This is a genomic window from Patescibacteria group bacterium (assembly GCA_041659765.1).
Lineage (GTDB): Bacteria > Patescibacteriota > Patescibacteriia > UBA9934 > UBA9934 > JAGORL01.
The window spans coordinates 620,982-633,602 of record JBAZXR010000001.1; the positions used below are offsets into that span (position 1 = coordinate 620,982).

A 12,621-nucleotide genomic window follows, 5' to 3' on the forward strand; every position below is an offset into this window, starting at 1 on the left:
AGGTAGAGGGTAGAAGGGCAATGCGTAAATCCCCAATACATTCAATGCTTCCCCAGGTTATCCACAGGAGTTTGACCTGGCATAAGCAGAGTTCCACTACTATGCCGCCGGGAGGAATCATGATTGGACTCAAAAACCTTGCTAATGATGGAAAACGCCGCCCGGAAATCCTGGTGGATATGGACGATGTACTCGTAGATTGGCGAGGTGAAGCCCTCCGCCAAGCGACCGATCACCCAGAGTTGAGGAGACTCCTCGACGCGGAAGCCTGGACGCATCACGATCTGTTTACAAGCGTACGGGACGTCTGCGGAGCCCACCTGAATGCGGAACTCTACCGCGTTATTGAGCAACCGCACTTCCACCGCGATCTCCCGTGGATCCCCGGAGGGAAAGAGGCGCTGGCAGACATGGAAGAGCTGGGCTACGAGGTGCGGATTGTCACCTGGCCATGGGCCGGTCATCAAACTTGCGCCTCGGAAAAGCTGGAAAGCGTCCGGCGCCATCTGGGACGCGCCTGGGAGTCCCGTGTCATCATCACAAGCGAGAAAGCGGCCGTACTCGGCCAAGTGCTGATTGATGACAAGCCGCACGCTGGCACGCTGGACGGCTACCCGCCGCCTTGGGTCCATGTGCTCTTTGAAGATTCACCCGTGTGTGTGAAAAAGTTTGCTACGCACCCGCCGGAATATCGCCTCCCCAACTGGTCAAAGTGGCGAGAGGTCATTCAACCGCTGGTTTCGCGGTAAGCCCCATCGCCGTCCGTCACTACGGACGGCTTTTCTTTTTTTGGGACATCAATTACAATACGGTTGTTCCAAAATTGAATACGTATCAAGAGTCCGTCGAGGGTCCTGGCCCAATGACACGGCAGCAGCCTACGCAAGTAAGGTGCTAACTCCAGCCCTAACGGGAAAGATAATTATTATCCGACGCCGTCATGGCGTTTTTTTATGCTCACTCCCCTAATCTATACCGTCGAATCCGTCACAGTTGGTCATCCGGACAAAGTCTGCGATCAGATTTCCGATGCAATTCTCGACGCGTGTGTAAAGCAAGACCCAAATAGTCGTGTCGCGATTGAAACATTCGGCAGTCATGGACTCTTAGTTCTTGGCGGTGAGATTACGACGAAGGCGAAGGTCGATTATTCAGCGATCGCGCTCAAGGTCTACAGAGATATTGGTTACACGGATGATCTCAAAGTCCTCGTCCATATCACCGAGCAGTCCCCGGACATCGCCCAAGGCGTAGACACCGGCGGCGCAGGTGACCAAGGAATTATGTACGGCTTTGCCACGGACGAAACGCCAGAGTTCCTCCCCCGCGGCCTGGTGTACGTTCGACAATTAACCGACAAACTGACGGAACTCAGAAAATCCGGCGAGGTTGCTTGGTTGAAACCCGACGGTAAGGCGCAGATTACGATGCAAAACGGCAAAGCGACGGTCGTTTTAATCAGCACACAGCATGACGAAGCCGTCTCTCAGGATGAGATCAGAAAAACCCTCATCGAAAAAGTCATCTACGCCGTCATCCCCGAAGAATATCGCGCACTAGGAATGGAAATCCTCACAAACCCCACGGGCAAGTTTGTCATTGGCGGATTTGCTGCAGACACCGGACTCACTGGTCGAAAGTTGGCCGTCGACTCCTATGGCGGAATCGTCGCCCACGGCGGTGGTGCTACAGCCGGCAAAGACATGACCAAGGTCGACAGATCAGCCGCCCGCAAAGCCCGCGAAGTCGCCCTCGACATTGTTAAATCTGGAAAGGCGCACGAGTGTTTGATTTCCGTGGCCTACGCAATTGGCAAAGCCGAACCCGTCATGCTTTGGGCACAAAACGAAAACCAAGAAGACATCACCCCATTACTCGCCGGAATTAGTTTCTTGCCGAAGGATCTCCGCTAGTCCTCTCTCGTGAATCTCCGCACCGACTCCCCTTTCAACTCAACCATCTCTCCCCATTCTCGCAATGGTCGCGTAAAAAATGGCGCGTCGGGGTTTTCGTACAGAGGTTCGTACACCACCATCCACTCGGCGTCATTCGAGTGCTCGGCGAGCAAGATAATCCGATACAGGTCGCCTTTGTAATGGCGATACGTCTCCCCCGCCTTGGGGGCGTCGGGTGGGAGGGGTGGGACGGGGTCTCCTCTCATAGTGCAGCGAGAAATTTCTTGTAGATCTCAACCATCGCCAGCGTGTCCAGTTCGCAATAGGCGAGCATGTCTTTGCGTAGCTGAGATTTTGTTTCGGGAGCCGCCCCGGGATCAGTCAGAACGGGCCAGCTAGCAGAGGCCGTGCCGCCTTCATGAATCGTCAGGGCGTCGTAGGAGAGCTCGGGACACATGACGGGGAGCACTTTTTTGAGTGATGCGCTGCCACCAAAACGGGAGTCGTCGTAATAGCCCTTACTCACGATAGTCTTCAAATCAAACATTCGCTCATTCAAAGACGACATGAACGCGTCATACTTCGGCACCATGCGGGCGAGCTCGGCGTTGCGTGCAGCTTCAAAGGACATATGCCAAACGATCACACCCCCTGTGTCACCAACATGTCCCCGCAGGGATTCGACGAGAGTCGCGGCCGGGTCTGCGAACTCGTCCATCAAAAATTCGACGTGCTCGAGTCCCGCGTCCGGCGACGTGAGAATATGAATCGAGTATTGAAACGGGCATTGCTGATACGGTCGATATCCGTCAAACGGCGGAATAGCGGGTCCGTAGGTTTCGTAGTCGAGGAAATAGAGGGGATACTCGAGCGCGTCCAGCTCTTCACGAATAGCCTCCTTGTTCACGGTCAGCCCAGGTTTCCCCGAAGACACAATGGGTTCTTCGACCTCGCCTTCGATAGCCTGCAAGATACACGCCCGGAATTCGCATTTGGCCGGATCAGTACAATTTTTAATAATGTCGAGGTTCGGCTCAGTCCCCCATCCCAAAACCGCCAGCGCACGAGGGATTTCCTTCCTGCACAACGGCAACAATTCTTCGACCTCATGCGTCACGTCCGTCCGCGCGAACAATTTCTCTGGGTCGATTGCACCCTGCTTCACATACTGGTTGTCGATGTGGACGTGGACGGTTTTTCTAATCTTCAGCCCCGCATCTTCTAGACATACGCGCTGGAACGCCATATCCATCAAATGCTCCGGCTTCACCTGGGTAGTGCTTTTCACCTCTAGCAGATCTCAAGAATCATCGCTATTCTTTTTCAGGATATCCGCGCGACACGTGATCTCCCCGGCCATAAACGTTGGCTGGAGTAAAACCTTCGCACCGTCAGCGATAGCCTTCTCCGTATTCCCCGCCCCAGCCTTCCCAAAGCCCATCACGTTCACGCCCTTTGGGTATAACTTCATCGCCCACGCATCCACCTCGTTGCCGGTTGTGAAAGCTCTCAATGTATCGGCGTCGAACGCCGGCGCAAGATCGGGGCGTTGCTTGAAGAGCCAAAGTTCGCACGAGCAACGAAGAAATTGGTTGAAGTTAGACTTCGAGATCATAGGCTATCGATCAGTTACTCAACGATCGGAGATATTCTTTAACCGGCTCTGCTACTGTTTCTTCGCTTATGTTTCTCTCAATACAATAAGCCGTCTTGAACCAAACTGACAGATCCTTCGCTCCTCTACTCGAGTTACAACTTCCACAGCAAATAGCGGCATAAAACTTCTCATTAAAAGGGCCGTCATTATGAAAGTGCTCAATAGTAGCTCTATCTTTGTAGTGATCCTTCGTGCCGATGCCACCACCCATCACCTTGCGACAATAAACACACGCACTGTCTCTTGCGCGAATCTCCGCCTCGTCACTAGCTGAGATACCGTAGGTGTTGGACATAAATAATAGCGGGGGCTACGAAGCACCATCTTACAATCGAAAGCTCGAGGAGCAGCGGAGGAAGGAGGTGAAGTGAGATTTGGAGAGCATAGACATGACCAACTATACAACCTTTCCATTCAGATAATTCGTAGCGATGTCCCGAAAAACTGCCTCAGAGAGTTCGAAGTTGAATAAACGGAAAAGTTCATCTGTGACATTCCTCGCCAAAAGGAAGATCTCTTCATCATTATTCAATTTATCAATATTCGTAGTTAAAACCGTCTCACTCGTTTTCTCTCTAACGCATAAGTATTCCCAAAAAAGCATTCGTGAAGAATTTGCCGACATCAGCCGTCTCCCTTGAAGTTGATGGTGACGAACGGTGATAGATACGGTGGTGTCGCCGGCGATCTTTGCTAAGCGAAAAAAATTACGGAGATACATCAATGTTTCCGTCACTCGAATGATACGCGTATCGAAAAATACCGCGTTCTCTTTACGCTCATCTTCAAAGATTGTTTTGTATAAATAGAAAGCCCCGATCGCGTTCCAAGCCCAAAAATCTAAACTTCCTCGGCTTTTGTCGAATACCCGAGCAACGTGACCATCACGATCAGGTTGCGGCTTAAACTCACTACGATCCAAAAATACAGCAATCGGCCAACCAAACGTCTTAATTGTAGAATCCTTTGCCCAAGTGAGGATATCTCTCTTTTGAAGGCTAAGCTCATTATCAAAAAATACCTCAACCTCCATAATCCCTCTTTTTTTATCCAACGGAATGGACCTAGCTTCAGTCTTCATTCTATCGAACCACTGTTTTTGATTTGCGGTCATAAACCATTCTTTTTATCATCCTGCTCTCTAGCCTGCTTTTGTACAAGTTGCCACACCTTTTCACACCCCCTATGAATCAAAGAAATTGCGTCGCTCAGGTCCTTGGAGTCACCTTTCTCGTCTCTGCCATATAGATATTTCCTATCTTGCACTGCCCAGGCATCACCCAAAACCGTTCTAAGTTGAATTTCACAATGCAAATCACGCGCGATTCGGTCGTATCTCATTGTCTTGGTTACAGTAAAATGGATTGCGTCATAAAACGGACTTGATCGTCTATCCAGTGTAGCAGTGTCAGTTTTATTGTTAGTCAATCCTAAAGGAGGTTGATTCCTCATTGGAGTCTTAGTGTCGAATACACCATGTTCATCTTTCGATGTTTTTACACACTTACCCTCAAGGCGATATGCCTTCAATTCATTGTCTAATCGGTCAGCAAATTTCCAGAGATCGTCTGCACAATTCAACGTAACCCTTACCCCTGCTATGTCTTTAAAAGAAAATAGACTTTTATACTTTTTCTTCCCAGAGTTTTTATTCCCATCATTATAATTCTCTAAAATCTTACCGATGTCTTTTATATTCTTTCTAGCGCCGATTGTCTCCACATCGATTCCAGCCTCCTCACACTCCTCACAGATCTGGTTTACAAACCGTAGAATATTTCTTTGCAACTTTAAATACACAGGAGCCCAAACCACATATTCCTCTCTAATCTTATCCTCAGCCTTCATAAAACCCGCTTGGGTCAATCGCTCCAAAGCTTCGCGATCGTTTCTTTAGTTTTTTGCTCGTAAATCTCAATCAGTTTCTTGGCAGATTCCATGAGCACACGCTCAGCCTCGATTTTTTCCACTATTTGTTTTTGGATGACAAGAGGTGGAAGAGGGATTATTACATTTCTAACGATCTCGGAATTAAGATTTCTAACTACCCCACCCGTAGCGGCGTTCTCGAATTGTTCCACCACAATATCTGAACTCAGAATGTAGTACAGAAAATCTTTTCCGATCTTCTTAGCGTCTTCGGTTAAGCGCAACCAACCGTCATGAATATATCCGTCAATTTTCATTATATATGGACGCCCAAAACTCATTGAGTTTGAAAGTACAAAATCACCAACAACGACTTTACGAGATTTTTCTGCGCCCTCCTTTGTCACTCTCTCCGCCGTATGAGTAATATATTTATCAGCATTTTTTGTATCCCCAATTTTTACCCAATTAAATCCATCTGAGCTCTCTGTTATAAACTTATCTATCGGGCGCGGCGATGCCCCTCTTTCGATTTTACAAACTTCGCTGATTTTTACCTTCTCCCACTCTAAACCGATGTCAATTTTTGGTTTCCAATTTTGAGCGATTTGTTTCGCGCCAGCTATGATACCTGCGTAGCCGCTCAACTCCGCCACGATTTGCTCTTGAAATTCGAGGGAAGGAAGAGGAATCTTGAATTTAGAATATTGAGATATCCAGTATCGCTTGTGCTCACCGGGAGTAAACGGGATATTCTGCATTACGTAATAGACATAGCGTATGTTCGCCAACTCTTTTTTTGTGTGTAGTATCTTCATTGCGGAAGACTTCACCTTGAACGGAAAATCGACAAATTTAGTTGCGGTTGTAAAATCATCAAATATTATCACTGGCAACCCCTCACGAAAAATACCCGTCGTCTCGTTGGTGTGGCCCAATACAAACGTCTTCCCTGCAGTGAGAACGGGGGTCAGATATTCATCTTTATAATCAACGGATTCGACCAAATACTTAGTGGGCTGCTCGTAGTCCAGAACCTCGCCCAATTCTACCATCGGCCATTTTACGTTCGAGTGATCCATAGCGACCCGATATCGATCCGCGGAGAGATTGTAATCATCATTCTTCGCTATGTCCGTTTTTTCTACATAAATAACGTGCGCATCTTGAGCTTTCTTTCCCTTGGTCCATTCTCTCAAGATATTGACGGATGCAGGTAGATCGTTCTTGCCGATGGGTCTACGAGTAGCACCGAGGTCGAATCCATCGTTTTCTATCTTAATAAATACTATTTCATTGAGCGTTTTGGCCAAAGTCACGTCAAAGAAAAGGATGCTTGTTTTGACGCCGGCGTATGGATTAAATACACCACCGGGAAGACTCACGACAGCAAAAAGACCATCTTCTACCAGATTCTTTCTTAGTTGTTTATACGCGCTACCCGACTGAAAGATGACCCCTTCTGGCACAATCACGCCCGCCCGGCCGCCTGGTCGCAAGTGGCTCATGATGTAATCGACGAAAAGCACCTCCGCACGGTTAGATTGAACTCCAAATTTAGTATGCGGCTTAATCCCGCCTTTTGGAGACATGAATGGTGGGTTAGCTAAGATCACATCGAACTTATCGTTCCAACGCTCGTCGCTGGAAAGAGAGTCATACTGGAAAATCTTTGGATTCTTAAATTGGTGGAGGTATGTATTTACCTGGGCAATACGAACCATTCCAGGATCTATATCGTAACCCTCAAAATTATTCATCAGCTTGCGCTTCTCGTCTGGAGTAAGCGGTTTCTCTTTCTTTTCTGGGTCATCCTTACCATCGTGTTGCTCTAAAATGTGCCTATACGAGCTCACCAAAAATCCACCCGTTCCACAGGCAGGATCGAGGACCTTATCATCTTTGGTTGGGTTAACTACATCTACAATGAAATCGATAATGTGACGCGGCGTGCGAAACTGGCCGGCATCACCCTGGCTAGACATGATCGAAAGAAGGTATTCGTATGCGTTACCAAGTTCTTCGGAATGCGAATAATCAAAATAGTTAATTTCATTCAAAAACAAACCGAGAACTTCAGGCGATCTGTATGGCAAAAAAGCGGACTTAAAGATTCCACGAAATAATTCTGGTAGCTGTTTCGCCTCAGAAAACTTCAGAAGCGCTTCAGAATAGAGATTCATGCGCTCCTGGTTGCCCATACGTTGATCCATGAGGCGCGTCCAAGCGTAACGCTCGAGCTCACCCACGAAGAAGGACGGATCTCCGCCAGCCTTAATAGCAGCCTGATCCATGTCATCCATGAACTTATAGATAAGTGCGTTGGTGATCTGGTCAATTTGAGATGTTGGATTTGGCACTACGCCTACCAAAACCTGGCGAGCAGCATCAATGTGGCGTTTTGTTTCGGTATTCATACTTATCCTAAATTGGTTAGCTGATAAGCGTAGTCACGGACATATTGCGGAACTGTAGTTTTGAACCCGTTAAGTTTTTGATAGTCATCGAAATCAAATGAACCACGAACATTAAATTCGGCCGGCTTGTTCTGCTTTACAATGTCGCGAACCTCTTCGTCCACAATATACGCCTTAAAGAAGTTTTTGGTTGGTTGGTAGTGTTCCTGGTCTACTTCATAAATATCCATGAACTTCTGCCACTCTGACTCCAGAACGTCATCCTTCATCTCGAATGTATCTTTTTCACCAAATGCTACCTGCAAAAACTCTCGAACGGTGATCCGGCGATCAACACCGAAAATTTTACGGATCTTATCAAGGTTAAGGAAGTATTTTGGCTTGTCGAAAATCTGCTTTTTCGCAAAATCCTCGGCGCCTTCGGTGTCGCCATTACTCCAGAGATTCTTAAGCGTTTCATTGCCTAGCACATCTTCCTCAACAGCACGCTTAAAACCTTCACGATCAATTCGCATGCCTTCCTCACCGACTGGAGTCTCCGAAATAGTGGCCAGCTCGTCAGAAGTGGCCAAATCCACGATCCCCTTAAATATCTTCTTGCCATTCTCATCTACAAATTCTCCCTGCGCTAATTCCTTACCCGTTGCGGTCTTTTTCTCCTCTGCCTTCTTAACTACCGGAAGCTTGATCTTCTCGTCGTACTTGAATTCTTTTTCAAAATACTCGCACGTGGCAAAGAAATCGAAAAACTTAAACTTGTCTTTAGCTACCGCGATAACATCACTGTCTTTATAATCCTTATGTTCAAACAAATATGTTCTAGTTCCACGTCCCTTTATCTGAACAAAATCTGCCGGACTAAAAACCGGACGCATTAGACCAATGTTGAGAAGATCCTGACAGTCGTATCCCGTGGTCATCATGCCGACAGTAACAACAACGCGTGTCTTGCCCGTATCATATCCCTCCGGCTCCTTTGCATGACCGCCGAGGCGGTTATTCGCAAAATTAATGGTCATTTGTTGTGCATCTTGCACCTGAGAAGTAACCTGCATGGCAAAATCAGATTCTCCGTATTGTTTTGGCCACTTTTCAAACGCTAATCTATTGAGAATATTAGTGACTCGCGCTGCATGTTTCTGTGAGACACAAAAGACAATGGACTTGCCGAATAATTGAACGCCCAATTTTTCTGCCACTGGATCAAAGATGCCGTTATCAACAAATGCCTTACACATGGCAATATTCGTTTCTTCGTTGAAAAACTTTCGCTCGTAGTGCTTTGCGCTATATGTCTCGTCGACCGTTTCTCCACTTTCAGCTGCAGTGTGAACGCTATACCCTTTTTCCGACAACAACTCAGTCGTGATTTCCGTTCTTGCGTCTACTATCACGGGATTAATCAAATACCCATCTTTTACACCAGACAACAAATCATATCTAAATGTAGGCTCGCCGGATTCGCAGCCGAAGGTCTTGTACGTGCTTAAAAGCACACGTCGCTCATATTCACGCTGAGTATCCGCGTCCTCAGCGTCTACGCCCTTTAAGTAGTCCTTCGGAGTCGCGGTTAAACCGAGCTTATAGCCAACAAAGTATTCGAATACTGCCCGACTATTACCACCAATTGAACGGTGAGCTTCGTCAGAAATCACTAGCTCAAAATCTGTGGGTGAAAATTCTTTCTTATACCGATCACCTGCCATGAAAGATTGAATGGTCGAAACCACTACACTCGCATTCTGCCAAGAATCACGGCTCTCTTTATAGATAACACTTCTAAAATCCTTTCCAAGATACTGAGAAAATGCCTTCTGCGCCTGGTCCTCAAGCTCGATTCTGTCCACTAAGAATAAAACACGACGAGCATTGCCAGATTTCAGGAAAAGCTTAATAACCGCCGCAGAAATAAGTGTCTTGCCGGTACCCGTCGCCATTTCAAACAAGAATCTTTGTTTTCCCTCCTTGGCTGACTCTTGCAACGCCTTGATTGCCTGTACTTGATACGGACGAAGCTGTTTAAGATTATTATTTCTCAAAAATTCGCTTCGCGTTTCCGCATCCTTAAATGCTGGATCCTTAAAAAATCCAGGCATCTGCGTATCTACTACATAGTTCCCATCAACTAACGTTTTTGCTAGTTCGTCAGGATTCGGGGTGTATTTCTCATATTGTGTAATGGAATCCTGAGTGGGAAAACGAGAAATAGTATCAGGATTTCCTTGCTTTGTATCCCAAAAATAGTGAATATTCCCATTTGAAAGAATGATAAATCTCGCTCCAACATTCCGAGCATAATTCCTCGCCTGTTCTTTTGCTGACAAAGGATCAACAGACTCTTTTTTAGCCTCAACCACAACTAATGGCCTACCGTCTTTATCTAAAAGAAGAAAATCTATAAAACCATGAGCCTCATACTCAAAATCATCGCCAAGATCAGCGTATTTCACGCCTGGCTCCAGCTGAATATTCGCCCTGCCCTTCTTCTTATCATCCTCAAACCGCCAGCCTGATTCTTCGAGGAGTTTGTTAATCTTTATTCTAGCCTTAGCCTCTTTTGCATTTGCCATAGTCCTGGAGATTCTATCACCGGTCTAAAAACCCCGCCACATCAAGTAAAGTCAGCTTGCCGACGAGTGCATGCCTTATGCGCAAAGTATCCCCTTCCCCCGAAGCCTATTATCAGCGAGTATAGGCATGGCGGATCGGGAGGTGGTCGAACCCGCGAAGTCAATTAATATTAACCCCAGTACACACACCTATGACAGACATCAAAGGGAACCAGGACGGACCCGGCGGTCGAAACGAAACGTATAAAATCGGTTCGCGCCGTGAAGTCCCCCGAGTGCAGGCAGTACGAGAGGTAAAGGCCGGAACACACGACGGAGCTCATGTGGTCAAAATCAATGGCCGGGAGTACGTTCGTGACAATCCGGACAGCTCCAAGCGTGACAACGTCAACCAACGTTAAGGTTAATGGAAAAGCTGCACGAGTAGATAGAGCCCGCTCGGAAGGAGTAAATGAGGCAGTTGTAATCTGAAAATGGCGCTCGAAAGGTAGCACCTTCCAAAGTCACACAAAACCCCGTCGGCCAGGCGGGGTTTTGCTTACGCTCTCTCTTCATCTTCGCGGTTTTGAAGTCTTCGCCTCCCCTATAAAGGGACTGCTGCGGGTGCCCGCCGTAGTCAGTAAACCTATGGCTTTAAACATCTGCGCTTACTGCGTCTTCTCACCTGTGAGTAAAAAGTCTAACTCGTTGTCAAAGATTCTTTTAAATTCCGATCGTGGATCCGCATGATCAATAATCTGTTTTGCAACTAGATGGGCGTATTTATCTTTAATTATTCCCTCAGGATAATTAATCCTGTGATCTACGCTGCATCCAGAAAGTTCAGCATCGAAATCATTCTTCATTTCATTATCGTAGTAATCTTCAATCTGCTTCCTTGATAATACAACGAAACGTTTGGCCGCGATATCCACGTTCATCTTCTGCATCTTCTTGTATTCGGGAGTATTTTGGTATTCAGGATCAGTGGGGCTATCAATGATAATGCTGTATTTATCGTAGTAAAATGGGTTGCACTTAAGGAGTGTCTGCTCGGTGTTGAACCTTCGAATGTGTTCTGCAAAAAGTGGTACATTATTTGCCCCTGCGGCTGAAATAAACCCCCAATTCTTCACGATCCCTTTCTTCTTTAATGCGTCAAGCAATTTTTGAAGACTAGCCTCCTCGAGAAGACAATAATTTTCAACGTAGCCAAAATCCGTCTCGTCAGCCCCCACCATCTTTGCAGCAATATAGTTAACGCTCTGATCATCGAACCCGTCGTTGCCTTTCCCCGGATTACCGTGCTCGTCTACGGTTTGTCCGCCATCAATTAAATATACCTTTTGATCTCTTGGAAAACTTCCGGATTTCGAAACAATAAATGGCGAATGTGTAGTTACGAAAAACATTGCGTTATTGACTGATGATAAATCGTTTAAGATTTTTGGAACCAATTTTTGATACTCAGGGTGAAGAGATGTTTCCGGTTCCTCGATGCAGATGATGTGAAAATAATTTGGGACCTCCGGTCTATCGTTCCTTTTGTAGGACTCCAAATCATTGATCAATTTCTGCAAATTGAAATAAATCGAAATAAGGCGGATTTGTCCAGACGACAATGCCTTGAGATTAATTCTAGAGCCATCTTCAAGAAGTAACTGAATTGATTCAACGCCCGCTGCCGATCTCATTACGTTCGTCACGGGAGAGTTGGTGTATCGATGTCTATTAATGAAATCTCTTAGATCACGTTCTAAAATGAAACTCGGCAACTTATCAAGATTGATCGCGAGACCCTCCTTGTGGGGCAACGTTCGTCTTGTGTCACTGAAATCGAAATATCGGGCAATATCTCCTAGGGGGAGAGTTGTGGCCCCTCCTTCAGCCTTCTGCATAACAGCTTTCCCATTTTTAATGAGTGAGGGATCCAGATGCACGTTTACTGTATTGCCTATTCCTTCCGGCTCGTCATATGAATACGAGAAGTTGAAGTCTGGATGGAATACTTCGAGAGGATCGCCAAAGGCCTCGTCGATGTTGGCGTCACTACGATTGTAATATTGGGAATTAAAAGCCATCATGATCAATTCGAGAACCGAGCTTTTTCCTGCGCCGTTTTTTCCAATTAAATAATTGACCTTCTTTAATTTTGTAATTTCAAATGATGAAGCCTTGATATTTTTATACCCAGAGATACTTAATTTGCTCAACATAAACTCCATTTGATCTTA

The 12,621-nt window shown here is 46.5% G+C and carries 12 protein-coding genes and 1 riboswitch; of the genes, 3 read left to right on the top strand and 9 right to left on the bottom strand.

Annotated features, from left to right (window positions below; all coding sequences use genetic code 11):
* Positions 1–101 precede the first annotated feature (101 nt).
* Both WC813_03370 and metK read left to right on the top strand, forming a co-directional pair.
* Positions 102–749 carry a hypothetical protein gene (locus WC813_03370; GenBank protein MFA5947041.1) on the top strand — a complete coding sequence of 216 codons (648 nt, stop codon included), beginning with the start codon at positions 102–104 and terminating at the stop codon, positions 747–749.
* Positions 750–828: 79 nt separating this feature from the next.
* A riboswitch (SAM riboswitch) is annotated at positions 829–925 on the top strand.
* Between the two features lie 28 nt (positions 926–953).
* The gene (metK, locus tag WC813_03375; protein ID MFA5947042.1) at positions 954–1,913 is read left to right on the top strand and encodes a methionine adenosyltransferase; all 960 of its coding nucleotides are present in this window, start codon (positions 954–956) and stop codon (positions 1,911–1,913) included.
* Here metK and WC813_03380 read toward each other — a convergent pair.
* The 8 genes from WC813_03380 to WC813_03415 form a co-directional block, all read right to left on the bottom strand.
* On the bottom strand, positions 1,910–2,161 hold the full coding sequence (locus WC813_03380; protein MFA5947043.1) for a DUF1653 domain-containing protein: 252 nt from the start codon (positions 2,159–2,161) through the stop codon (positions 1,910–1,912). The two genes, metK and WC813_03380, sit on opposite strands and share 4 nt — an antisense overlap.
* Positions 2,158–3,183 (bottom strand): DUF2779 domain-containing protein, encoded by a 1,026-nt coding sequence (locus WC813_03385; protein ID MFA5947044.1) that lies wholly within the window; start codon positions 3,181–3,183, stop codon positions 2,158–2,160. The genes WC813_03380 and WC813_03385 overlap by 4 nt, the downstream gene beginning before the upstream one ends.
* A 12-nt stretch (positions 3,184–3,195) precedes the next feature.
* Positions 3,196–3,510, bottom strand: a complete 315-nt coding sequence (locus tag WC813_03390) for a hypothetical protein (protein ID MFA5947045.1) — start codon at positions 3,508–3,510, stop codon at positions 3,196–3,198.
* Between the two features lie 10 nt (positions 3,511–3,520).
* Positions 3,521–3,847, bottom strand: coding sequence for an HNH endonuclease (locus WC813_03395; GenBank protein MFA5947046.1), 327 nt, complete (start codon positions 3,845–3,847; stop codon positions 3,521–3,523).
* Between the two features lie 102 nt (positions 3,848–3,949).
* A complete protein-coding gene (locus WC813_03400; protein ID MFA5947047.1) occupies positions 3,950–4,666 on the bottom strand; it encodes a hypothetical protein in 717 nt (238 codons plus the stop codon).
* Positions 4,663–5,400 (bottom strand): hypothetical protein, encoded by a 738-nt coding sequence (locus WC813_03405; GenBank protein MFA5947048.1) that lies wholly within the window; start codon positions 5,398–5,400, stop codon positions 4,663–4,665. Before WC813_03405 ends, WC813_03400 begins: the two co-directional genes overlap by 4 nt.
* A gap of 14 nt (positions 5,401–5,414) precedes the next feature.
* The gene (locus WC813_03410) at positions 5,415–7,838 is read right to left on the bottom strand and encodes an N-6 DNA methylase (GenBank protein ID MFA5947049.1); all 2,424 of its coding nucleotides are present in this window, start codon (positions 7,836–7,838) and stop codon (positions 5,415–5,417) included.
* 2 nt (positions 7,839–7,840) lie between these two features.
* Positions 7,841–10,408 (bottom strand): DEAD/DEAH box helicase family protein, encoded by a 2,568-nt coding sequence (locus tag WC813_03415; protein ID MFA5947050.1) that lies wholly within the window; start codon positions 10,406–10,408, stop codon positions 7,841–7,843.
* 191 nt (positions 10,409–10,599) lie between these two features.
* Between WC813_03415 and WC813_03420 the strand changes: the two genes are divergently transcribed.
* Positions 10,600–10,809 (top strand): DUF3892 domain-containing protein, encoded by a 210-nt coding sequence (locus tag WC813_03420; protein MFA5947051.1) that lies wholly within the window; start codon positions 10,600–10,602, stop codon positions 10,807–10,809.
* A 246-nt stretch (positions 10,810–11,055) separates the two neighbouring features.
* Here the strand turns inward: WC813_03420 and WC813_03425 are convergent, their stop codons facing one another.
* Positions 11,056–12,603, bottom strand: coding sequence for an AAA family ATPase (locus WC813_03425; protein ID MFA5947052.1), 1,548 nt, complete (start codon positions 12,601–12,603; stop codon positions 11,056–11,058).
* Between the last annotated feature and the right edge of the window lie 18 nt (positions 12,604–12,621).